22 protein-coding genes are annotated in these 24,520 nt (G+C 39.1%); 6 read left to right on the forward strand and 16 right to left on the reverse strand.

Annotated elements, in window-relative coordinates:
* From QL986_RS07625 to QL986_RS07635, 3 genes are all read right to left on the reverse strand, one after another.
* Positions 1 to 1,647 (reverse strand): EAL domain-containing protein, encoded by a 1,647-nt coding sequence (locus tag QL986_RS07625; RefSeq protein ID WP_290191435.1) that lies wholly within the window; start codon positions 1,645 to 1,647, stop codon positions 1 to 3.
* Positions 1,648 to 2,016: 369 nt separating this feature from the next.
* Positions 2,017 to 2,718 (reverse strand): single-stranded DNA-binding protein, encoded by a 702-nt coding sequence (gene ssb, locus QL986_RS07630; protein WP_024602151.1) that lies wholly within the window; start codon positions 2,716 to 2,718, stop codon positions 2,017 to 2,019.
* Between the two features lie 20 nt (positions 2,719 to 2,738).
* Complete coding sequence (locus QL986_RS07635) at positions 2,739 to 4,106, reverse strand: MFS transporter (RefSeq protein WP_024602150.1); 1,368 nt, start codon at positions 4,104 to 4,106, stop codon at positions 2,739 to 2,741.
* Positions 4,107 to 4,269: 163 nt separating this feature from the next.
* Here QL986_RS07635 and uvrA point away from each other — a divergent pair, with 163 nt between their 5' ends.
* Together uvrA and QL986_RS07645 are read left to right on the forward strand one after the other, a co-directional pair.
* Positions 4,270 to 7,095 (forward strand): excinuclease ABC subunit UvrA, encoded by a 2,826-nt coding sequence (uvrA, locus tag QL986_RS07640; protein ID WP_024602149.1) that lies wholly within the window; start codon positions 4,270 to 4,272, stop codon positions 7,093 to 7,095.
* 29 nt (positions 7,096 to 7,124) lie between these two features.
* Positions 7,125 to 8,186 (forward strand): hypothetical protein, encoded by a 1,062-nt coding sequence (locus QL986_RS07645; protein WP_013463914.1) that lies wholly within the window; start codon positions 7,125 to 7,127, stop codon positions 8,184 to 8,186.
* Between the two features lie 146 nt (positions 8,187 to 8,332).
* On the opposite strand, the gene QL986_RS07650 is transcribed toward QL986_RS07645, so the two are convergent.
* The gene (locus QL986_RS07650) at positions 8,333 to 10,477 is read right to left on the reverse strand and encodes a winged helix family transcriptional regulator (protein WP_024602148.1); all 2,145 of its coding nucleotides are present in this window, start codon (positions 10,475 to 10,477) and stop codon (positions 8,333 to 8,335) included.
* 284 nt (positions 10,478 to 10,761) lie between these two features.
* Between QL986_RS07650 and QL986_RS07655 the strand changes: the two genes are divergently transcribed.
* Together QL986_RS07655 and QL986_RS07660 are read left to right on the forward strand one after the other, a co-directional pair.
* Positions 10,762 to 11,112 (forward strand): hypothetical protein, encoded by a 351-nt coding sequence (locus tag QL986_RS07655; RefSeq protein WP_013463912.1) that lies wholly within the window; start codon positions 10,762 to 10,764, stop codon positions 11,110 to 11,112.
* Between the two features lie 27 nt (positions 11,113 to 11,139).
* A complete protein-coding gene (locus QL986_RS07660) occupies positions 11,140 to 12,060 on the forward strand; it encodes a TraB/GumN family protein (protein WP_013463911.1) in 921 nt (306 codons plus the stop codon).
* A 122-nt stretch (positions 12,061 to 12,182) separates the two neighbouring features.
* Here the strand turns inward: QL986_RS07660 and trpS are convergent, their stop codons facing one another.
* Genes trpS through rpe form a run of 3 tightly spaced genes read right to left on the reverse strand, consistent with a single transcriptional unit; the run spans position 12,183 to position 14,569 of the window.
* A complete protein-coding gene (trpS, locus tag QL986_RS07665) occupies positions 12,183 to 13,187 on the reverse strand; it encodes a tryptophan--tRNA ligase (RefSeq protein WP_008115060.1) in 1,005 nt (334 codons plus the stop codon).
* Between the two features lie 33 nt (positions 13,188 to 13,220).
* A complete protein-coding gene (locus QL986_RS07670) occupies positions 13,221 to 13,886 on the reverse strand; it encodes a phosphoglycolate phosphatase (protein ID WP_016900316.1) in 666 nt (221 codons plus the stop codon).
* Complete coding sequence (gene rpe / locus QL986_RS07675) at positions 13,886 to 14,569, reverse strand: ribulose-phosphate 3-epimerase (protein ID WP_096038101.1); 684 nt, start codon at positions 14,567 to 14,569, stop codon at positions 13,886 to 13,888. The genes QL986_RS07670 and rpe overlap by 1 nt, the downstream gene beginning before the upstream one ends.
* A 297-nt stretch (positions 14,570 to 14,866) precedes the next feature.
* Here rpe and QL986_RS07680 point away from each other — a divergent pair, with 297 nt between their 5' ends.
* Positions 14,867 to 15,166: a hypothetical protein gene (locus tag QL986_RS07680; protein WP_008115055.1), complete on the forward strand. Its 300-nt coding sequence runs from the start codon at positions 14,867 to 14,869 to the stop codon at positions 15,164 to 15,166.
* Between the two features lie 4 nt (positions 15,167 to 15,170).
* Positions 15,171 to 15,356 (forward strand): DUF2970 domain-containing protein, encoded by a 186-nt coding sequence (locus tag QL986_RS07685; protein ID WP_290191436.1) that lies wholly within the window; start codon positions 15,171 to 15,173, stop codon positions 15,354 to 15,356.
* Here QL986_RS07685 and QL986_RS07690 read toward each other — a convergent pair.
* From QL986_RS07690 to QL986_RS07730, 9 genes are all read right to left on the reverse strand, one after another.
* Complete coding sequence (locus QL986_RS07690) at positions 15,319 to 16,170, reverse strand: Dam family site-specific DNA-(adenine-N6)-methyltransferase (protein WP_036981101.1); 852 nt, start codon at positions 16,168 to 16,170, stop codon at positions 15,319 to 15,321. The genes QL986_RS07685 and QL986_RS07690 overlap by 38 nt on opposite strands.
* A 53-nt stretch (positions 16,171 to 16,223) precedes the next feature.
* On the reverse strand, positions 16,224 to 17,540 hold the full coding sequence (locus tag QL986_RS07695) for an AAA family ATPase (RefSeq protein ID WP_290191437.1): 1,317 nt from the start codon (positions 17,538 to 17,540) through the stop codon (positions 16,224 to 16,226).
* Positions 17,541 to 18,611, reverse strand: coding sequence for a 3-dehydroquinate synthase (aroB, locus tag QL986_RS07700; RefSeq protein WP_033104301.1), 1,071 nt, complete (start codon positions 18,609 to 18,611; stop codon positions 17,541 to 17,543).
* 29 nt (positions 18,612 to 18,640) lie between these two features.
* Positions 18,641 to 19,159 (reverse strand): shikimate kinase AroK, encoded by a 519-nt coding sequence (aroK, locus tag QL986_RS07705; RefSeq protein WP_008466255.1) that lies wholly within the window; start codon positions 19,157 to 19,159, stop codon positions 18,641 to 18,643.
* Positions 19,160 to 19,606: 447 nt separating this feature from the next.
* A complete protein-coding gene (locus tag QL986_RS07710) occupies positions 19,607 to 21,697 on the reverse strand; it encodes a type IV pilus secretin PilQ family protein (protein ID WP_036955760.1) in 2,091 nt (696 codons plus the stop codon).
* Positions 21,684 to 22,220 (reverse strand): pilus assembly protein PilP, encoded by a 537-nt coding sequence (locus QL986_RS07715; protein WP_008115036.1) that lies wholly within the window; start codon positions 22,218 to 22,220, stop codon positions 21,684 to 21,686. Before QL986_RS07715 ends, QL986_RS07710 begins: the two co-directional genes overlap by 14 nt.
* Positions 22,220 to 22,822 carry a type 4a pilus biogenesis protein PilO gene (locus QL986_RS07720; protein WP_008115035.1) on the reverse strand — a complete coding sequence of 201 codons (603 nt, stop codon included), beginning with the start codon at positions 22,820 to 22,822 and terminating at the stop codon, positions 22,220 to 22,222. The genes QL986_RS07715 and QL986_RS07720 overlap by 1 nt, the downstream gene beginning before the upstream one ends.
* The gene (locus tag QL986_RS07725; protein WP_008115031.1) at positions 22,812 to 23,384 is read right to left on the reverse strand and encodes a PilN domain-containing protein; all 573 of its coding nucleotides are present in this window, start codon (positions 23,382 to 23,384) and stop codon (positions 22,812 to 22,814) included. Before QL986_RS07725 ends, QL986_RS07720 begins: the two co-directional genes overlap by 11 nt.
* Positions 23,372 to 24,451 carry a pilus assembly protein PilM gene (locus tag QL986_RS07730; RefSeq protein WP_013463905.1) on the reverse strand — a complete coding sequence of 360 codons (1,080 nt, stop codon included), beginning with the start codon at positions 24,449 to 24,451 and terminating at the stop codon, positions 23,372 to 23,374. Before QL986_RS07730 ends, QL986_RS07725 begins: the two co-directional genes overlap by 13 nt.
* Positions 24,452 to 24,520 lie beyond the last annotated feature (69 nt).

Consider the following 24,520-nt stretch of genomic DNA (forward strand, 5'->3'; position numbering starts at 1 on the left):
TTAGTGAAATGCGACTTGAGTATAATTGGGGAGTAATTTAGAAAAATATCCTCCTTGCGCGCCGCTAATGCCTATTACTTTTAAAAGTTGTAGCTCCTGAGGCGTCTCTACATCAAGTGCAAATACTGACAAGCTCAATAATCTACTTATATGCACAATTCCCCTAACGTATTTTTGTTGTGAATTACTGCGCTCTATCCCATGGACAAGTTCAGAAGCTAAGTTAAGCCCTGATATTTGTTTATTAAGCGTAAACTTAAAAATATTTTTACTGCTTCTCACATCATCAATTACAATATTGCAGTTTATTGCTGCTATTGCTGCAAAAGCGCCTTGCAAACGTAATTGATTATTTAAGAATTCTGATTCATTTATAGAAAATTGCAGTGTATGTTGGTTTTTTAAGTCATTGATATAAGCAGTTAACCAGCTCCAAAACTCGTTATTAAACCAGTTTTTAGGATGTAACTTAATACTGATAACTGACGATGATTTATCTATAAGCAATAGTTTTTTTACTTGCATAACTACCGCTTGATCGTGTAATAGCGCCTCACCTTCGTTATAAAATTGACTGATACTTTCTTGATTAAGTAATTGTTTATTTCCCCTGTCATTACTTTTAATTGATACGTAATGCTTAATAATAGTGCCGCTATCGAGCTCGTATACTGGTTGAAATAAAATTGCCAATTTTTGCTTTTTAATTCGTTGTGGTATTGAGTGTCTATCGAGCTGTTGGACATGACCATAATTTAACGCTAATTGGTGATAATGCTTAACTCGATTTTGCTGCGAAAGAGTAAGTGCCGACTTTGCCAACTGATACACCATAACCTGATCAGCCTCTGAATAATAAGTACATAAACCTACTTTTACATGCCTCTGTGCAGTTCTTGGCGCCAATACATGAGCGGCACTTACAATGCATTGATGTAAATATTTAGCGCAATTGAGTTTATCAATTGCATCAATCCCTTTGAGAGTAAAAGCGAAATTGCCTGCAGTTAATAACTTAACGGATATTTCAGTCGTATTAATAAAGTCTTTTGCCAATAAGACTTTAAGAGTCGCTTGTAAGTCAGTGTTTGCATCAAAATGGCATTCACACTGAATAAGTGCAAATACATTATATTTAATTGCTTCCTGCACATTAGTTGTCGCTATTGGAGCGAGCTGTAAAGAACTCACTTTGGGTGCATACCGTACTTTCTTATTATTAAAGTGCTGCTGACGTTTAGAGGTCATTGTGCTGTTTTTTATTGTTTTAGGCTTTTTAAAACGTCGAATACAAAGCATAGCGAGCAAAAGAACCGCGTTTATTATTAAAAACAAATAGCTATAGCTATACCAAACTGGCCATGAGTAGAGCAAAATTCCTTTTGAGTTAGCGCTAAAATAATGTTTTTGTTTTTCTATATAAATAGAGTTTTTATTAGGGGCGAGCGTAAAAGGCGTATTTGCAATAAGTTGTTTTTCATTGGCCAATGGCTGTTGCAATTGCTTTGCTAGCTTTAAACCAACTTGCTCGTTTTGATGCTGTAAAACCAAACTTAAACCGCTATTAATAATCACTAGCAAGGCGATACACAGAGCATAAAACAAGGCATTTGAATAATTGGTAAAGTGAAATTTACTGGCTTTCATAACCCACCGGCACATCAAATAAGTTATTAAAGTGTTGTCTACTATTTGCAATTGTACAAGCCAATAATAAAAGTTTAGCAGAGGTTTAAAAGTTAGTACTTAATGTTTATAAACATTATATTTAGCCTTCAATTAGTTAACTAAACAGCTGTCATTATTTATATATTAGTTTGAACAAAGGAGGGCTTGGCTCAAAAAATAAAAACACCAATATCACAGTGCTTTTTACACATTCATATGTTTACTTTAGGAAGTGTTTATTCAGATTTAAAAACTGTAGAAATGGAATACGGTCATTTTTTTAATAAAAAAAGCCGCTTAATAGCGGCTTTCTATATTTTTTTTCAACATTTGACGTTTTGTCTTTGTCTAGAACGGGATATCGTCATCAAAGTCGATTGTTGGTTCCATAGGGTTTGATGCGCCACCTTGCGGTGCATTTTGTGGCTTAGGTGCAAACCCGCCTTGCTGTTGTGGTGCACTATTTTGTTGTGGTGCAAAACCACCTTGCTGCTGTGGCTGGTATTGGTTGTTTTGCTGCGGTGCTGGCTGCTGAGCAGGTGCAGATTGCTGCTGTGGAGCATAACTGCCTTGCTGGCTATTTTGGCCTTGGTTATTTTGACCATAACCACCGCTTTGTTGCCCGCCTTGGTTTCCTTGATAGCCACTACTTTGTTGACCACCTTGGTTACCTTGATAGCCACCACTTTGTTGGTCGCCACCGCGTGCACCTAGCATTTGCATTTGACCCGTAAAGCCATCGACAACGATTTCTGTGGTGTATTTTTCTTGGCCTTGTTGATCAGTCCATTTACGGGTTTGAAGTTTACCTTCTACGTAAATTTGTGATCCCTTGCGGCAGTATTCACCCACAATTTCAGCTAACTTGCCAAAAAATACCACACGGTGCCACTCAGTTTTATCAACCATTTGGCCAGTGTTTTTATCTTTATAGCTATCTGAAGTTGCTAAGGTAATATTTGCTACACCATTACCATTAGGCATGTAACGAACTTCAGGATCTTGCCCTAAATTACCAACCAAAATTACTTTGTTCACACCGCGTGCCATGGAACCATCTCCTATAAACGTTAGATTAAACCAGCCACTCTTCGGGCTTGGTCTAGGTCAAATTCTTTATCATTAATCTTTAAGTAGCTACGACTTTCATCGCGAACTACGGTTGCTTCTATTACGCCGGGTAAAGCAACTAACTGAGAAGCCAGTGTTTGTGCCTGCTCTTCAGAATCTAATTGGGTCATTAAACTAATAACTTTGCTTTTCGGTGGGACTTGCATTTTCCACGCAATAATAAGCCATATTACCCCAACAAGTGCCGCCGCCGCAAACACAGCTTGCGTACTAGTTGTTTGTGCTACATACCCGCCAAGCATGCCGCCTAAAAAAGCGCCTAAAAACTGGCTCGATGAATACCCCCCCATGGCTGAGCCTTTTTGGCTTGCTGGAGCAATACGCGACACAAGAGCCGGCATAGTGGCTTCTAAAAAGTTAAACGCAACAAAATATAACAGCATACAAACCGCAATACCAACAACGCTGTTTGCCCACATAGACATACTTAACATGCTGACTATTAAAACCATAACAGAACCAATAAAGGCTTGTTTTTCTTTCTCTTTTTTAATTGCCACTATCATCACGGGCACCATTAAAAAAAACGCCAAAAATAAAACCGGAATATAAAGCTGCCAATGGTTTTCGGCTACTAAGCCATCTTTAATTAATTGGCTTGGTAATACTACAAAAATAGTCGTTAATGTTAGATGCAGCAATAATACGCCTGCATTTAAACGTGCCAGCTGTGGGTGTTTAATCAATTTTTTGATGTCACTAAAACTGGCAAGCGTATCGCCTTTAGGGGCTTTATTTATTGCACTGGGAACGAGCATAGTGACTATAAAAATACCACACACAGCCAAAATAGCCGTTAGCCAAAATACGCCTGCAATGCCCCATGAAGCTGCCACTATCGGCCCTAATAACATCGCAAACGCAAAGCTCATGCCGATGCTCATGCCAATCACCGCCATAACTTTGGGGCGCTGTTCATCACGGCTTAAATCTGATGCAAACGCTAATAATGCGCTGGCTATAGCTCCCATGCCTTGTAACGCACGCCCTACCGTCACCATTTGAATAGACTCTGCCAAAGCGGCAATTACCGAACCTAAAGCAAACACCGCCAAACCACCGACTATGACTTTTTTACGACCTATTTTATCGGAAAGTCTCCCCATTGGGATTTGTAATACGGCCTGAGTTAAACCATACGCACCAATTGCAAAACCAATCCAGATAGGTGAAAAGCCTTCAAGCTCTTGACCATAAATAGCTAAAACAGGCATCAGCATAAACAAGCCGAGCATTCTAAATGCAAACACACTCGCTAACGATACGGCAGCGCGTTTTTCTCGTGAATTAAGTGAAGATGCGGTCATTATATGCGTGATCTTACTGTGTTAAAAAATTAGGCAAGGATTCTATCACAAGCTTGGCAATAATTAATCGTCTATAACTAAGGATTTTTTCGATGATCAAGGATTAATATTGCAGCGTATTATGCGATACTGAACAAATAATTTTGGCAATAAACGAGATAGCATGGAAAACATTGAAGTCCGAGGCGCCCGCACGCACAATTTAAAAGACATCAGCCTAACCATCCCACGTGATAAACTAATTGTTATTACTGGCTTATCTGGTTCAGGAAAGTCATCACTTGCATTTGATACGCTGTATGCAGAAGGGCAACGCCGGTATGTTGAATCACTCTCTGCTTATGCAAGGCAGTTTTTGTCATTAATGGAAAAGCCCGATGTAGATCATATTGAAGGCCTTTCTCCTGCTATTTCCATAGAACAAAAATCAACCTCGCATAACCCACGTTCAACCGTGGGAACTATTACTGAAATCTACGATTATTTACGCTTGATGTTTGCACGCGTTGGCGAACCTCGCTGTCCGACTCATGATTTACCGCTCGCGGCGCAAACAATCAGCCAAATGGTCGATACCGCACTGGCGCTGCCTGAAGGCACAAAGTTAATGCTCTTGGCGCCTGTTGTTAAAGACCGTAAAGGCGAACATGTAAAGCTATTAGAGCAGCTTGCAAGCCAAGGCTACATTCGCGCACGTATTGATGGCGAAGTGTGCGACCTATCTGATCCACCACCACTAGATCTACATAAAAAGCACACAATTGAAGTCGTGGTTGATCGCTTTAAAGTCAAAGACGGCCAGCAACAACGTCTCGCGGAATCATTCGAAACAGCACTTGAAATGTCAGGCGGCGTTGCCAACATTGCGTTTATGGACGATAGCAATGCTGAAGAAATGCTGTTTTCAGCAAATTTTGCCTGTCCAACCTGTGGCTATGCGATGACAGAGCTTGAACCGCGTCTATTTTCGTTCAACAACCCAGCCGGGGCTTGTCAAAGCTGTGACGGTTTAGGTGTAAGGCAATACTTTGACCCTAATCGCGTGGTTCATAACCCTGAGATAAGTTTAGCTGGCGGTGCAATTAAAGGTTGGGACAAACGCAGCTTTTACTACTATCAAATGTTGCAAGCAGTTGCACAACATTACGACTTTGATTTAGATGTGCCTTATCAGGAACTAGCTAAAGAACATAAGAAAATTATTCTAGATGGCTCGGGTGATACTAAAATTGCATTTAATTACCGTAATGACCGCGGTGATTTAATTACACGTAATCATGTATTTGAAGGCGTGTTAAATAATATGAACCGCCGCTACCGCGAAACTGAATCAAACTCTGTGCGTGAAGAGCTAGCTAAGTATCAAACTAGTCAAGCGTGCCCTAGTTGTAAAGGTTCGCGCCTTCGCCAAGAAGCACGTAACGTATTTATTGGTCAAACTAACTTACCAACCATCACACATATGAGTATTGGTGAGGCAATGAGCTTTTTTGAAGGCTTGCATTTGACTGGGCAAAAAGGCCAAATTGCGGAGAAGATTTTAAAAGAAATTCGCGATCGTTTATCTTTCTTAATAAATGTTGGCCTAAATTACTTATCACTTGAGCGCAGCGCCGACACGCTCTCTGGCGGTGAAGCACAGCGTATTCGTTTAGCGAGTCAAATTGGCGCTGGATTAGTAGGTGTAATGTATGTTTTAGATGAACCATCTATTGGTTTACACCAACGTGATAACGACCGTTTATTAAAAACCTTAGTGCATTTACGTGATTTAGGTAACACCGTTATTGTTGTAGAGCATGATGAAGACGCGATCCGCGCGGCAGATCATATTATTGATATTGGTCCGGGTGCTGGTGTCCATGGCGGCCATGTTATTGCTCAAGGTACACGCGATGATATTTTAGCGAGCAAAGACTCGGTTACCGGTCAGTTTTTATCGGGGGTGCGTAAAATTGAAGTACCTAAAGAGCGCCATGCTACTAACGATAAATGGTTAGAGCTGTTTGGCGCTACCGGTAATAACTTAAAAAATGTTGATTTAAAAATACCCTTTGGCTTAATGACCTGTATTACCGGTGTATCGGGCTCAGGTAAATCTACACTCATTAACGACACCTTATTTAAACTCGCTCACACTGAGCTTAATGGCGCCACAACTGCAGAAGCGGCCCCTTACAAGTCAATTGCAGGCCTTGAGCACTTTGATAAAGTGATTGATATTGACCAAAGTCCTATTGGCCGCACACCGCGTTCAAATCCTGCAACTTATACCGGTATTTTCACCGGTATTCGTGAACTGTTTGCGGGTACTCAAGAAGCCCGTTCACGTGGTTACAAAGTAGGTCGCTTTAGCTTTAATGTTAAAGGTGGGCGTTGTGAGGCATGCCAAGGTGATGGCGTTATTAAAGTAGAAATGCACTTTTTACCTGACGTATATGTGCCGTGTGATGTATGTAAAGGTAAACGTTATAACCGCGAAACCTTAGAAGTACAATATAAAGGCAAAAACATCAACCAAGTGCTCGATATGACCGTTGAAGATGCCCATGACTACTTTGATAAAATACCGGCCATAGCACGCAAACTTAAAACCCTAATGGATGTTGGACTTTCTTATATCCGCTTAGGCCAAGCCGCTACAACACTTTCTGGTGGTGAAGCACAGCGAATTAAGTTAGCACGTGAGCTTTCTAAGCGTGATACCGGTAAAACGCTATACATATTAGATGAGCCAACAACAGGCCTGCACTTTGCAGATATAGAGCAGTTATTAGTAGTACTGCATCGTCTGCGCGATCATGGCAATACCATTGTAGTGATTGAGCACAATTTAGATGTCATCAAAACAGCCGACTGGATCGTTGATTTAGGCCCTGAAGGTGGTGCTGGCGGCGGTGAAATACTGATTGCAGGTACACCAGAAGAAGTGGCTGAATGCCAGCGCTCTCATACTGGGCACTACTTAAAACCGTTATTAAATAAATAACGGTAATACGCTTTAGATAAGGAAAGTCGGTGTTAAGGTATTTAAAAATTGCAAAATGGCGTGCTAATAAGCAGTTTAAGCAACAGCAAAAAAGCTGGCAACCACACCAAGTTAAACTGCTTAGCCATATAAAAAGCATATGGTTTAACCTTAACACCGCGCAAAAACTTTATCTGCTTGCGTTTATAACTCTAGCCATTTTTAAGTTAACGTGGCTATGTGCCACTATTACTATTATTGCGCTGATCATAGAATTTTGGCCTAAGTTTAATCAACTATGGAATTCACTCGCCGGTAAAGCACTTATTTTGGTATTTTATGCCAGTATTGCTAACTTTGTTTTAGCAAGTGCTAGTGGCATTGTAAATGAAGTCACTCAGGTATCAGCTAATCACTTTAATTACACTCATAACTTTGCCACTTTATTATATTTACCGCCTTGGACACTAGGAATAACTCTGGCAACACTGCTCGGCTTACAACTTATTTTGCCTTTTTACATCATAGTGTTATTACTAATCAAGCCATTTGGATCTGATCGCATAAAGTTTATTAGCCAAAGCTACTCACCACTTCTAACTGCATTAACCCGCTTTTTTTTAGCGACGGTAGTGTTTGTAAGTCTGATTGCATTTATTGATGAAAAACCGCCTGAAAAAGTATTAAACGATATAGTAAATAGCTTTGAAAATAGCCAATCGCTCGCAAATAAATCCCCCGCTGAGCAAGAGCAAGCCATAGAAAAATTGAGTGAGCAAATAGAGAAAAAACTCCCCTCTTCAGACAATGACGGCGCTCAGACAAAAACATTTGGTATTCGCTTAGAAGGCGAAGATGAGAACACTCAAACGGTTAGGCAGTTTTTAGATACTAAAGGCTACTTTGAACGTAGTAAGCGCTTAATTGCCATATTTGCCTATAGTTATGAAGCAGACAGTTATTCACGCTGTAAGAAATCAACAGAGAGTAAGTCAATCGAACTCAATGATTACGAAATTATTGAAATAACGCCTGATCAAAGCATGCCTTACGGTTATAAATTTATAGTTAGAGCCTGTGAGTCTGCCGGTATTTCTGCTACAAAACATTAAAATACAAAAAATGCCGCTAAATTAGCGGCATTTTTGTATCTGCAAATAAACCCGCTTATGGGCGTGGAATAAACCCAACCGCATCATAAACTGCTTTTAATGTAGTTTCTGCACGCGCGCTGGCTTTCTCGGCATAATGAATAGCGCTATTCGCTCCAACTAATTTGTACTATTTGCATATCTTTATACTTAGATCCCGTAAACAATATTTCATTGCTTTCGTTTACCTCAAAACCAATAGGTCGAAAGTCCACGTGTGTATCCTGTATGGTTTGATCTTGTAAATTTAGCCTAGCGATTCTAGAAATAGAATCTGAATAATAGAAATAGTTTTTGCTAATGCCATATGCAACTGACTTTTTGGCATTTTTAGGTAATTCCCAGCTTTGCCTATCTGAAAGGCGAATTAATTGATTATCATTGGTTACGTATCCGTTACCTTTACTATCTGAAATGAGTTTACTCGCTTTTATTCCTTCTATCACGCGTGTATCGCGGGTGAGTAAATTAAATTCTGCCAATATATTTTTTGAACCAAGTCGCTTAATATAAATAATGCTTTCGTTATTTTTTGACCAAATATAGCTTATTATTTTATGCTTATTAAATTCTTCTAACGGATAAAATCTTTGAGCGTTTACGTCATAAAGTGAATAGCTTTTATTTTTTATGAACATTATGCGCTGCTTATTGGAAGAAGCTCTGAGCATTCCTAATGCAAAAGTCGAAGGGGCATCATCATAATTAAAAAAGCTAAGTTGCTTTGTAAAACCATTTTGAGAGAGCCATAATTGACTGCTGCCAGAACGCTCAGATACGAAAACATGCGCAGGCCCTTCTTTATTAACTATTTCAATAATGTTGTAGTCGTCTTTATCACTTTTATAGAGCGTTTCATACTTAGGTGTATCGCCAAAAGGGTCTGTTGCTTTAATTAGCGAGTATGATTGGGTTTTATTCTCTGAATAAAAAAGACTATTGGCAGAGTGAACCGCTATATAATAAGGATTTATCTTTGGGGTTACTGTTAGCGTATGTTTAACAATGTTTTTTTCATCAAACATAATGGTTGAAAGCTCAGAACCTTCAAATACAATCACGCCTTTATCGTCAGCAAGCCAATCAAATGCAAAGCTAATCGTGCTTTTTTCTGCTTTAAATAACCGCTTGGTTTCATGGGTCTCAAAGTTATAACTAAATACAGAAAAAGGCTTACCCTTTTGACTAAGTATATATGCTATTTTATTACCAGAATGAGATAAACGCGGCATGATTACGCCATACATTACCCCTGGTGGTGGGATCACTATGAATTCTTTTTTAAGTTCTAAATCAAATTTATATAAACCTGAACCTTCATGCTCATTTTTATATTCGGTGTAATAAATATGTTCACCACTTTCGTCTACTTGCGCATAACCTGTATATCTAAGGTCACACTTTTTAATAGAGGTAGCCTCCCCAATAACAGGAAACTGGCTTAAATCAACAAGTACCATTTCGCACTTTTGCTGCTTTAAATTGGTAGCTTGTAATAGCACTGAGTGCTGGTTTAACTGCCATGATAAAATAGACACCTGAAAGCCTGGATAGGTAATTTCAATCTCTCGCTGATCTGAAAGACGCTTAACAAATGCATGCATTACGTCATTTTCAGGTTCTATATTAGTGTAAGCTAAAAACTGTTTATCAGAAGATACCTCGGGGTGAACCTCGCTGCCAATATTCCACGTGCTTGCTACCTTATTTACCGTGATCTGTTTAATCTTTTCGCTAGAAGGTGCATTAATAAAAAACAACCCAAACCATACTAAAAAGCATATAAAAATAATGACGACTAAAGAATAGATCAAAAACTTTTTACTATTCGTTCTTTGAACCGGTTGAGAAGTAGTTGCAGTCACTACCTCTTCATTTTTGGCAAAAACATCCGGTGAGTCAGGCAAAAAGTTTGCAGGCTCTTCAAAAACGCTTGCTTGCGTTAAGCGCTCTGGTATGACGGTTAGACTGTACCCTTTACGGTAATGCGTTTTCAAAAGCGGCGCTTTTTCAATGGGGTGAGCAAGCAGCTTTCTTAACTCTGAAATAGCACGATTAATCGCATTGTCGTCTACAAAGCTTTGCTGCCACACACTCTCTATTAGCGCTTGACGGGAAACGATTTGTTGAGGCTTATCTATAAAATACAGTAATAGCTTTACTAAAAGTGGGTCTAATTCCCTTTCCATGTTGTTTGAAGTAATCACACATCGATTACTAATAAATTGCCAAGGTCCGATTTGATAATTCATAGTGTTTACGTATTTTTATTTTTCACTAACCCTATCACAGGTACACTTTTTAATATAGTTAGGTGAATTAGAAACCTTATTTCTGCAGATAAGGTTTAAGGCTAACACTTTAATTTAAAACAATAAAAACAATAAAAATTCTTATAAATAAATCACTCACAACTAGATAAGCGACTCTCGGTAAATTCAGCGATATTCTTTAAAACGTCATCAACAAGCAGCTTACTGAACACGACTTTTAAATGTTAATTAAGCTGACTTTTAAACATAAAAAAGGTTTCATTATGAATAACGCAACTAAAAAAGTATTACCCGTAATTATATTAGCAACAGTATTTAGTACAGCCTCTGCAGTCGCTACAGAAAGCAAAAGCAACACGCTATTAGCTAATTCAGGGCAATGTGCAGCCGGTGAAATAGTCATCAATAGCAATCAAATAATTTATGCTACAAACACCGATTCACTCATTAAGCATGAAGTAAACACTGAAACATTATTTACTAGTATAGAGAATCAAATAACGGCCGACTTTGAATCTTCTATAAACAAGATGAACGCAAAAATTGATAGCAACCTTTCGAAAATAACGTCATCACTAACAACTTATATAAGCACTATTTTAACCAATCAATAATAAATAAAATTTCATTAAGGAAGTGTTATGAACGCATTTACTAAAAAAGTATTTTCAGCAACTGTATTATTGAGCAGCTGTTTATTAGCAACGACTGTGCAAGCACAAAGCTCAGTGTGGCAGGTAAGCAAAGGAAATGACTCATTATTTATTGGCGGCACAGTACACATTTTACCGAAATCAGAAATGCCTCTACCAGTGGAGTTTAACCACGCCTATAAACAAGCAGATACTATTGTATTAGAAGCACCAATACCTGATCCTAGCGATGCACAAGCACAAATGAAAATGTTGAGCGCACTATCCTATAAAAATAATGAAACATTGAGCCAAAAGCTAACTCCAGAGGTAAAGCTCGCATTAGAAAACAAGCTGGCTGAATTTGGTGCAAATCTGAATAAATTAGATAACTTTCGCCCAGCAATGGTTAGTATTGTGCTGATGTCGATGGAGTTGCAAAAACAAAATTTAATGGGTGAAGGCGTTGACGCTTACTTTACTAAAAAAGCGACATTAGATAATAAAGAACAACAATACTTAGAGACGATGGCATTTCAGTTAGAGTTATTTAAGACTATGGGTGAACATAACGAAAATGACTTTATCAAAAATAATTTAGCTGGGTTTGACAATTACGGTGTGATGTTTAAAAAATTACTCTCAGCTTGGCGTGAGGGTGATACACAATCGCTCTATACAGTAGCACTTGAACCGATGCAAAAAAATGATCCTGCAACTTATAAACAATTAATGACCGATAGAAACAATAACTGGCTAGTTAAACTAGAACAAATGTTTAAAAACGATAAAAGTGAATTTGTACTTGTGGGCGCAGGACACCTCGCCGGAGAAGATAGCTTACTGACATTACTTGAGAATAAAGGCTACCAAGTATCTTTAGTTGATATTAACAATACAACTTCCAAAACAACTGCTAAGGCCGATTGATGGATAAAACAGACAAGCAAGCAATGTCACTTCTATTTATATTTGGCTTTTTAATGTTAATCAGCGTGATATAAAAAATGCCGCTAAATTAGCGGCATTTTTGTATCTGCAAATAAACGCGCTTATGGGCGTGGAATAAACCCAACCGCATCATAAACTGCTTTTAATGTAGTTTCTGCACGCGCGCTTGCTTTTTCAGCCCCTGTTCTCATGATGTCATTAAGAAGTGTTTGATCTTCACGAATTTCTTTAAAACGTGTTTGAATTGGCTCAATCATGCTGACAACAGCTGCTGCGGTGTCTTTTTTCAAATGGCCATACATTTTGTCTTCGTATTCAGGGACTAACTCTTCAATTGAGCGCTTAGTTGCCACACTTAGTAGCGTAAGTAAATTAGATACACCTGGCTTTTCTTTGCGATCAAAGTAAATACGCGCTTGCTCGTCAGAATCGGTAACTGCTTTTTTAAGCTTTTTCTCAATCTTTTTCGGCTCGTCTAACATCATAATAAAGCCATTTGGATTTTCATCTGACTTAGACATTTTCTTCAGTGGATCTTGCAGGCTCATGACTCGCGCACCAAATTCTGGAATATACGGTTCTGGCAGCGTAAAAATATCGCCGTAAACATTATTAAAGCGAGTTGCAATATCACGCGTTAGTTCAAGGTGCTGTTTTTGATCTTCACCTACAGGTACTTTGTCTGCTTGGTACAGTAAAATATCAGCCGCTTGCAAAGCCGGATAAGCAAATAACCCCACATTAATATTATTAGCATGCGTTGCCGACTTATCTTTAAACTGGGTCATGCGATTAAGCTCACCCATTTGCGCATAACAGTTTAATACCCAGCCAAGTTGCGCATGCTCAGGTACCTGAGATTGTACAAATAACGCCGCTTTTTCTGGGTTAATACCGCATGCCGTATATAACGCAACGCCATCGAGTACACGAGCACGCAATAATTCAGGGTCTTGGCGTACGGTAATTGCATGCAAGTCTGCAAGCATAAAGTAGCTATCATATTCTTCCTGTAGCTTAACCCACTGGTTAATAGCGCCAACATAGTTGCCTATTGTCATACCACCGGTTGGCTGCATGCCACTTAATACTACTGGTTTACTCATGATTTTCCTTTATTTTTACTTAATTAAAAATGCTTAACGCTGTGTTAGTGTCGGTATTATAGCTAAGAAGTTATCGCATAGGTACTGCGGATTATAATCCGCTAACTGCTCTCCCTGGTGATACCCATAAGTGAGCGCTATCACGTCAATGTTAGCGGCTTGCGCTGCGAGTATGTCACTCTTTGAATCACCAATCATAATCGCTTTATAAGGCGTTATATTTAATGCATCGCAAGCAAATAATAGCGGCTCAGGTGACGGTTTTTTTGCCATGTCGTCACCGCAAACAATCACTTCAAAATGACTGCGAATAGCGAGCTTATCTAAAAGCATTTCAGTAAAGCGGCGTGCTTTATTAGTAATAAGTGCTTTAGGCATACCACTGAGAGCAGCAAGACCAGTTTCAACATGCTGATATAACACACTGTATTCACCGACCTGCTCACTGTAATGTTGATAAAACAGATTGATAGCTCGTTCGCTTAAAGCCTCATCGAGGTGCTCACTAATTTGCATATCGCCGCAAAGGGCTCGTTTCACTAACACCTCAATGCCATTACCTACCCAGCTTTCAACTAATCGCTGACTGACAATTGGAAACGCTAAATCGCTAAGTGTTAAATTTAAAGCCATATACAAGTCGTACACGCTATCAACTAGGGTGCCGTCTAAGTCAAAAAACGCTGCATCATATTTCATTATTCAACACTTTCTAATTGCTGACGCATCTCATCAATCACCGTTTTATAATCAGCCTGATTAAAAATAGCTGAGCCTGCAACAAACATATCTGCACCCGCTTCAGCCGCCGCTGCTATGTTATCTACTTTAATACCGCCATCTACTTCTAAACGAATATCACGTCCAGATTCAACAATGCGTTGTTTTGCCTCTCGCAGTTTCTCGAGTGTTTGTGGAATAAAACTTTGCCCACCAAACCCAGGATTTACTGACATTAATAAGATCACATCTACTTTATCCATTACGTGATCGAGGTAACTTAAACTCGTTGCAGGGTTGAACACTAAGCCTGCTTGGCAACCTTCATCTTTTATCAATTGCAAAGTACGGTCAATATGCTCGCTCGCCTCTGGGTGAAAGGTAATAATTGATGCACCCGCCTTGGCAAATTGTGGGATTAAACTATCTACCGGTTTTACCATTAAATGCACATCAATCGGGGCTTTAATCCCGTAGTCGCGAAGTGCTTTACATACCATTGGGCCAATCGTTAAGTTAGGTACATAATGGTTATCCATTACATCAAAATGAACGACATCAGCACCTGCGGCTAACACTTTGTCGACATCTTCGCCTAATCGTGCAAAGTCTGCAGATAATATTGAGGGCGCTATTAAGTATTTTTGTTCACAGTTGAGCATCGCTAATCCGTTAATGAATAATTTATGCCGTTAATGTAACTTAATTAGCGAAGTTACCCAAGTAGCACCTTTAAAAATAGCGCCAAATAAGTAATGTTAAAGCCTTATTGTGGCTATTCATGAAAAAGAATAACCTGCTGAGGATGTAGGCTTTATAATTAAAAAAAGAATCAGTTTTTAAGCGGGGGCCACTCAGTATTTAAAACACAATACAAATAAACAATAACAAAAATAAAGTGTATTATTTAAGCAGTTTTTGTTATGCTGCGCGAAGAACTAAATTATTAGGTTTATATTATGCGTGCTTTTAAAATTGGATTATTAATCACGTCGGTAAGTGTTATTATTGGAGCAACATCGCTTTGCTCAAATACTGAGCAAGATTTAGGCTCAGCCAACATTTGTCTTCATAAAGAGCAAACCAACGCTATTAATAATAGCGCAACCCGTTGCATTCAAATTGAAGAGGATTCGTCTTGGGCCTCTTGGTTAACAGGCGATAGTCGTAGCGCTCAGTTTCATTACTTAGACTTGCTAGAGTTGTTAACGGGTACTGATGACAAACACAAGCCCTCTTCAATCAAGCCATTATTTTAATTAAATGCAGCACTTTTTTAGCGCGTTACAAAGCGTACTGGCTGCATTTTTTGGTGTTCAATCTGAAGATAAGCGCAAAACAGACTTTAAGCACCACTCTCCAATTATGCTAATAGCTATTGCCGTAGTACTGTTTGTATTATTTGTACTGGCTATTTATGCAACCGTGACTTCGGTGCTAAATACATAGCCATTAGCTCATCCACTTTATTTCGTGAACCGCCCTTTGGACTAATCGTACGTTTAACCTGAATTTTATCCAGTGATGCTTGACTGTAAATTTTGCGTGTCCACACGGTATCGTGGTTTGAAATAAGGACTGGCGTGTTATTCTCAAATGCCGCTTGCTCAGCCAAGTTAGCTAAATTAGCCTGATCATCTAAATTAAATCCGCCTTTAGCGTAAGAGGTAAACGATGCGGTTTTACTTAATGGCACATAGGGCGGATCGCAGTATATCACCGCATTTTTAGGGACCAGTTTAAATACATCATCGTAGCCTAAGCAGGTAAATGTTGCTTTTTGTGCTTTGCTGGCAAAAAAGTACATTTCTTTTTCAGGAAAATAAGGCTTTTTATATTTACCAAAAGGCACATTAAAAATGCCCTTTAAGTTATAGCGACATAATCCGTTATAACCATGGCGGTTCATATATAAAAATAAAATGGCTCGCTCATACACATCGCTGCTTTGGTTAAACTGCACACGATAATCGTAATACGCATCTGGATGGTTATTTAAATCAACAAATAGTTTTTTTGCATCGCTAATAAACTCATCCGGCGAACGTTTAAGCTCTTTATATAAATTGATTAAATCAGCATTTATATCGTTAAGTACGTAGTGTTTAAAATTACTATTTAAAAACACTGAGCCCGCACCAACAAAAGGTTCAACCAAGGTATCTGCATGTTTACTTGCTTGATTTAGTCGCGCGTTAATATCTTCAACGAGGCTGTATTTTCCGCCAGCCCATTTAAGGAAGGCTCTACTCTTTTGCTGCATTGGCTCTTTACTTCAATTCGGTGTTGCGCGATTTTACACTAAAGTCACTGAGTTTACTGATCAACTCGTGCAATTTCTTGTTTTATTTTGCTAATTTTTTTATAGAAAGGTTTATTTTTTCTTACTCCAGCGGGGAGTGCTTGCAGTGCTTGTTTTGCCTCATTTAAGTTAGCAAAACTGCCTGTTGTTACCACCCACCACATTTTACCATTTCGTTTAGTTTGGTATGTATTGGTAATACTTTCTAGCTTATGTTCAGCAATAAACTCATTGCCTACCTGCTGCTGAGTTACGGCTAATAGCTGAATAACAAAATTATCTTCAGGTTGTTCTAGGTACCAGTTACTGGGTATTTTTACTATTTGGCTTTGCTGCTTTACCACCTCAGGTACGCTAATGGCTTCTTCAACCGGCGGCGGTGCTGGCTTTTCTTGTTCAGTTAAAGTCGATGGCTCAGTTAAACTTCCTACAATTGCTGGCACGTCATTGTGGGCACGCTCATCTGTAGTTGGCTCTTTAGTTATAGGCTGTGGCGAAGTAAACAGGGTTGGTGATTTAACCGGTTGTTGTTTATTTTGAATAGCTTGCTCGGTTGTAATAGCGGTTGTGAGGACTTGCTCATCGCTTTGACTATTAGCATTTTTCCACCATTGGGTCATATCAGCTTTGTATACAACGCCAATAATCAATAACATAATTATGAGTAATAGTGTGAGCAACTGTAAGCGCCAAGATACTTTGTCTTTTACAATAATATCAGCAACTTGTTCGCTAGGCTGCCAGGATAATAAAAGACTTGGGTTACCTTGGGCTTCAACTAAAAAGGTTTTAAATACAGGGTCTTCATCATAAGGTAAAGCCGTGAAGTACCATCCCATTAGCTGCTTACTTTCAACCAAGTTTAATGGCTCTAAATGAATATTAACTGCCTCTTTAAACGGCAATTTAGATTGCGATGCAATCATAATGTAAAGCACATTGGGCGCACTTTTTGATAACAGCTCGAGCTCTGCAATTAGTTCTTCAGATAGGTGCCTGCCGCCATCGATAACCCATAAACACGCGCCGCATTGTTGTTGCTTCGCTAATTGATAATAGTTTTGTGATAAGCTCAGGTTGTGATCAATTAAAGGGGCATTAAAGCTTTGTTCTAATAATTGAGTCATCAATTGCACATCAGTCATTTGAGCGCCAACTTGCACAAACGCTTTATTAAAATCGTTATATTTATCAGTGATGAAGGTTTCAAGCAAATAGCTTTTACCTAAACCAGAAGTGCCCAACAAAACAATTAGGTTTTGACCATATTCAAATTGCAATGCGATTCTATCCACCAAAGCCGCACGGCTCGGTAAAATTTGTGACTGCATTTATTGCTCGATCAATGCTCTGACTTGATCATCAGACACATCATCAACTAATGCACATTGACCAAATTCGGTGGGTAAAATGAATCGGATAGTCCCTTTTTTATTCTTTTTATCTTTGCGCATATGCAGTAAAAAGTGCTCACTGGTCATATCGCTAGGTATCTCGATTGGTAAGCTATATTGCGCTATTAATGTAGCAATACGCTCTACATCTTCTCGTGTTAAATCTTGGCGAGTATAAGCAAGCTTTGCAGCAAGCACCATACCTGTTGCGACTGCTTCTCCATGTAACCAAACACCATAACCCATTTGTGCTTCAATAGCATGCGCAAACGTGTGCCCTAAATTTAACAACGCACGAAGGCCCTGCTCTTTTTCATCTTGTGCAACAATGAGCGCTTTAATTTCACAGCATCTGAAGATGATGTGCTGTAAACACGTCTCGTCTAATTGTTGTAATTTAGCGATGTTATGCTCTAGATAAGCAAACAGTTCAGTATCGTAAATCAAGCCATACTTAATAACTTCAGCCATGCCTGCAGCAAACTCGCGTGTTGGTAAGGTATGCAACGAACGTGTGTCAATAAATACAGCTTGGGGTTGATAAAAAGCCCCAATCATATTTTTACCTAGCGGGTGATTAACCGCTGTTTTGCCGCCAACTGAAGAATCAACTTGAGATAATAAAGTGGTTGGTATTTGGATAAAAGGGACGCCACGCTGATAACAAGCAGCAACAAATCCAGTTAAATCACCTACAACGCCACCACCTAATGCAATTAAGCAGGTGTCACGGCCGCAATTATTCTCAAGTAGGAATGCCGAAATTTTTTCAAACCAAGTGAGTGATTTATATTGCTCACCATCTGGAATAATAAAATGCAGTGGGTTTAGCTGTGCTAATGAATCAAGCAACTGTTGAAGGTACAGCGGTGCAATCGTTTCATTAGTAATGATGATAGGCCGACAATCACCAATGTGATGGATTAGACGGCCTGTATCTTGAAGTGCAGATTGACCAATATAAATAGGATAACTTCGCTCGTCTAAATTAACAGTTAATTCAAGCATGCTGGGTTAGTCCTTTTTAATACTGGCTTTTAAAAATCCAATTTCTCGATGATTTGGTTAGCAACAACTTTCGCGCTCTGCTCATCAGTGCGTACAACAAAATCAGCTACTTCTTTATATAATGGTTCACGCTCTTCTGCTAAGCGCTCAAGTACATCACGAGGTGCTTCTTCTGTTTGCAGTAATGGGCGACGCTTGTCGCGTTGCGTACGTGCAACTTGCTTTTCAATCGGTGTCTCTAAGTATACAACAATACCGCGAGCCGAAAGCTTGTTTCGAACTTCTTTACTCATTACTGAGCCACCACCGGTTGCAAGTACAATACCTTGCATTTCGGTTAAGTCACCAATAACAGATTCTTCACGAAGTCTAAAGCCTTCCTCACCTTCAAGATCGAATACCCAGGCAATATCTGCGCCCGTGCGACGTTCGATTTCTTGATCAGAATCAACAAATTCAAGGTGTAATTGGTCAGCGATGTGACGACCAATCGTGCTTTTGCCAGCCCCCATGGGGCCAACTAGAAATATATTACGTTTCTCAGCCATATCTTTTAGTACAAACGAACTCTAAAATTTGAAATAAAACCCCGCCTAACGACCTGGCCCCAAAATTAAGAAAGGGATTATCTCAGTAATCGGTCGGGTATTTCAAGTCAATTAGGATAAAAAGCCATATAACGAGTAATTAAACTAAATAATTACCCACTGGTTAACAAAAAAGCACCTTATTATAGGCAAGTTTATCTTCTAGGGTTAAAATTTATGCAATTAAGGTTACTACATTGTTGCTTCATGAAAGCTTTCGCATGGTAACTTTACAAGAGCCTGAATTACAAACAACATAAACGCAGCCTTAAATACATCCGCAGTACAGTACATGATCAAAATTATATACTGTCTTATTGTACATTTATAGGGAGTGTTCACACCACGATAACTAAATTACATACCCATACTATCTAGGCTGGTATTCAACCTAGATAGCTTAAATATTTAGTCTATTTGGATTTTAGGTGTGACAAAAATCAGCAGTTCGCGCTTTTCATTGAACTCGCTTGTGCTTTTAAATAGTCTTCCTACGTAAGGAAGGTCGCCCAATAAAGGTACTTTTTTGGTCGAATTAATAATTTGCTGTTGGAAAATACCACCCAACACTACCGTTTGTCCATTCTCAACGAGTACTTGAGTCTCAATTTGTTGCGTATCGATGGCAACCGCTGGGCCTGTACCTGTTTGAACCGTATCCCCTCGGGTATCTTGAGTAATGATTAAATTTAAAATAACTTTGTTATCGGGTGTGATATGAGGTGTCACTTCTAGGCTTAGTACCGCCTTTTTAAAACTTACGGTTGTTGCACCACTTGAAGCTGACTCCACATACGGGATCTCAGTACCTTGTTCAATACGCGCTTTTTGCTGATTAGCAGCAGTAATACGTGGGCTTGCAATGATTTCACCTTTGTTTTCTTCTTCAAGGGCGGTTAATTCTAAATCAATTAATGTTCCGTTAGCCAATTTAGCAATGTGCATACCTATACTTGCCGATGGATTCGCCACAGGTAAATTAACGTTAAGTCGATCAGAAAGGCTAGGAATATTACCATTAGAAATCGTTTCAGCTCCTTCTAATGTGCCAGAAACACCGTCTGAGCCTTGCTGATCACTAAACCCCCAACGAACCCCCAAGTCTTCAGTTACGTTGTCACGTACGGTTACCATACGCGCTTCAATAACCACTTGTTTAACCGGTATATCTAAGGTCTCGACCATACGACGAACACTTTCAATACTTTTTGCAGTGTCTTTCATTAATAACGTATTAGTACGTTGATCAACAGACACGCTCCCTCTGGCTGTAATAATACTATTGGTATCTGTTTTTAATAAGTCGGCAAAATCTTCTGCTTTTGCATAATTTAAGCGGATGTATTCACTGTAAAGTGGCTCTAAATCCTCAACTTGCTGTTTAGCTTTTAACTCTTTTGCTTCACGGGCAGCCAGCTCTTCAGATGGTGCAACCATTAAAATAGAACCGTCCATGCGTTTGTCTAAGCCTTTTATTCTAAGCACGACATCTAACGCCTGATCCCACGGAACCCCATCAAGGCGAAGAGTAATATTGCCTGTCACTGAGTCGCTTGTTACCAAGTTAAAATCATTGTAACCAGCAATAATCTGTAACACAGCACGAACAGAGATATCTTGAAAATTAAGCGTCATAGGACGACCCAAGTACTCTTTACCACCATCTAAGTAGGCATTTTGCGTTTCATCTTTCTCAACCGTTAAGGTAAAAATATTCTCAATTTGCTGATAGGTATAGGCAAAAGCAGTGTTCGGTTCAATCACTAAACGTGTAAGGTTATCTTCTTTAAACGTTTCAATACTGCTCACCACAGTACCAAAATCAAGTACATCTAATTCATACAATAAATCATCTAAAATATCGGTATGATGAAACTCGGCAATGATTTTTCCGCCGCTTTCATGCACCTCTACAGCTGCCTGAGTATCTTGTAGATAAACAAGTACTTTCGCTTCACCTTTTTCTCCACGTCGAAAGTCAATTGCTTGAATACCGTTAATATAATTAGACGTGTAAGCAGGCTTATCTTCGCTGGTTGCTAAAATTTGCTCTGTGAGTGGGTTATCAGAAATTCTAATAGAAACTAAATTATTGTTTACTTCAGTCTCATAAATTTTTAATCGGTCCAAGTTAATGGTCACTTTTAAACCCGCACTGGTCATCATACTCGTGATGTTACTGATACCAGCTTGGTTGATAGCGATATTCGTCAACCCTTCATCTAATTCTACCCCATCAAATAGTAGCTCTATTCTTGCAGGGCTATTAAAAACTTGTACTGCTGGTTGCTGCTGCAACTCTTCATCAAAAACTAGCTGTAATTCGGTTTCACCTTTAAGCAATGGATTATACCGAACGTCATAGAGTAAAGGGGCTGCACTTACGGCTTTTGTCATTAGTAGTAAAAAAACAAACAATAAAGCAGATAAAATACGATGATGCGAACACTCACCTTTGTGCATATAGGGTATACCTTTTTTCTTATTAATTTGCGCCATTGGTTGCCGCCTCTAACATTTCTAATTTGGTCAAACGTTCTTTCCAACAACCTGACCCATCAGGGATTAATTCTACTAATTCAATATAGTCACTATTAACACTGCTTACTTTTCCGTCATAGGTGCCTAAATAGCTTCCTATTGTTACTCGGTGCAAGGTGTCATCAGCAGCTGTAATGAGCGCCCATGTTTTGCCGTTCGATCCTATTGTGCCCCTCATTGCTAAATTATCTAATGGGTACTTCTCCAGTGGCTGACGAACACGCTCTGGATCTGGGTGAAGACAGTTTTTAACTTGTGTTAGCTTGTTTTGAATAATTTCTGGTTCTGGCGCTACAAAAGGGCTACGTAAATCTTTGGCGTTATACTCAAAGTGCTCAAACTTAACTAGCTCAGGTATTTTTTCAATACGTGCCGTGGTATTTGCCTTAACCTGATCAATAAATTCTTTTTGCTCCGATGTATCCTCGTTACAGCCACTGAGCAAAAACATCGCAGTGGTTAAAAAGAGAAGCTGCTTCATCATCTCACCCCCTCTTCATAACGGTAAGTTTTTGCTACTACACTGAATGTTAGCTGCTTTTCGCCAGATGATAAAATAGAAAAGTCATGTAAACTGACAATTCTTGGTAGTTGAGCCACTTTCCCTACAAATTCGCCAAACTCATGATAAGTACCTACCACTTCAATTTTAATTGGCAACTCGGTATAAAACTCTTTTTCAACTTCTGGCAACCAACCAATTTTTAAAAATGTTAACCCGCTGGTTGTTCCCACATAAGAAAGGTCGTCCAATAATCCTGGCGTCTCATTTGAAGTAGGTAGGCGTTTTAATAATTGAGAGAATTTATCTTCCATCTCAACCATTTGCTCACGATAAATATCAAGCTTACTGGCAACTGCATATTTAGTTCGGTAGGTTGTGCGTAACTCAATTTCCTTAGCAACGGCATTGTGGTAGCTGTCTATTTCATCCGACACTAATAAGCTGTAGCTAAAAAACAACACCAAACAAGCTACAAAAGTTCCGCATATTGCTTTTACAATAACAGGCCACTCACCGATGTTATCGAGCTCGATTTCATTCCAATCGATTTCTGTAAACGATTTAAAATCAAGGTTCATTACGTACCTCACCTATTTTGCCAAATGGTTTTACGTAAAACTCCATATTAAAATCGCTGAGTAAACGTGAAGATTGATCGCCGGCAACAATACCTTGCATAGTCGGGCGCTCTAATAAGTAAGAGCTTTGTACCTGTCTGAGCATAGTAGATAAACGATTATTAGACTCACTTTTGCCTAACACATGAATTTGATTACCTTTGCGCTCCAGCTTGGTTAAATAAACCCCTGCAGGCACTATTTTTGCCACTTCATCCATTATTTGGGTGCCTAAATTACGACTACTTTGTAACTCTTCAATTAAACGCATACGTTGTTGTAAGTTTTCTTTTTTCTTGTCTAGATCACGTATGTCGCGAATTTTATTGTCGAGGGTTGTAATTTCTGAACTAAGATAATTATTTTTTAACGTCTGTCCTTCTTTTAGAGCACCATAAAACACACTCAGCATATACATACCAGCAAAACAGACGATAACCACAGCCATAAGAAGTGTTATAAATTTCTTTTTAGACTGCTCACGCTGTAGCTCACGCCAAGGTAATAAATTTATATGTGGCATGATGAAAAGCTCCTCAACGCCAGGCCAGTCGCAATTGCAAATTGAGTGCGGTGGCGCTGTATTATATTACGATCAACTCTAGGGGATATTTCCATCTTATCAAATGGTTCAACAACAACTGTGTGTATTCCTAATTCTTCAATCAGCAATCTATCAATGCCTTTAATCATCGCTGAGCCGCCCGTCAATACAATATAGTCCAATTGTTCTTTACCTGTGGTGGTTAAAAACATTTGAACAGCACGACGAACCTGCTGGAGTAACGATGTTTGAAAAGGAGCTAACACTTCAAATGTATAGTTTGGAGGTAAATCACCGGTTGTTTTGCCAATTTCAGCTTCATCAAAGCCTTTGTTGTAGTAAGCAACGATACTATTTGTGTATTGGTCGCCACCAAATACTTGGTCACGGGTATAAATTGTCTCACCAGATTGCACTACACTCACCAAGGTGAGTACAGCACCAATATCAACCACTGCAACCGTTTTGTCATATGCATCTGATGGTAACTGTTGGTAGTAAACATCCATAGCGCGACTTAGCGCATAGCTTTCAACATCCACTACTTTTGCGGTTAAATTCGCAGCACTTAACGCACCGACTCTGGCTTCAACGCTTTCGGTTCTAGCGGCAGAGAGCAGTACATTTATTTTGCTCGGGTCAGCACTATTTGTAGAGAGCTTTTCAAAATCAAGACTCACTTCATCTAGTGGGTAAGGAATTAAGCTGTCGGCTTCAATTTCAATCTGCGACTCTAATTCAGCGTCGCTTAAGGAAACATCCATGAAAATAACTTTGGTAATCACGGTTTGCCCAGAGACGGCAACAGACGCGAATTTTAGCGACTTTGGTAGCTTTCGTTTTAACTTGATTATCACATTACCAATTGCTTCAATATCTTGAATATTACGCTCGCTCATAGCGCCTTTTGGCATAGGTTCAATTGCAAGTGCTTCTAGTCGAAGCCCAGTTTCTGTTTCACTTAAAAGTACGGCCTTGATAGAGTGCGATCCAATATCAATACCTACCATCATTGGTGACGGTTTTTTTATTAGTTGACTTAGCATGTTTGCAACTTTGCCTTTGTTTTAATAATAAACAAGTTATAATTTATATCTTAAAAAATATTATTCAAT

The organism is Pseudoalteromonas sp. APC 3250, assembly GCF_030407915.1.
Taxonomy (GTDB): Bacteria; Pseudomonadota; Gammaproteobacteria; order Enterobacterales; family Alteromonadaceae; genus Pseudoalteromonas; species Pseudoalteromonas tetraodonis.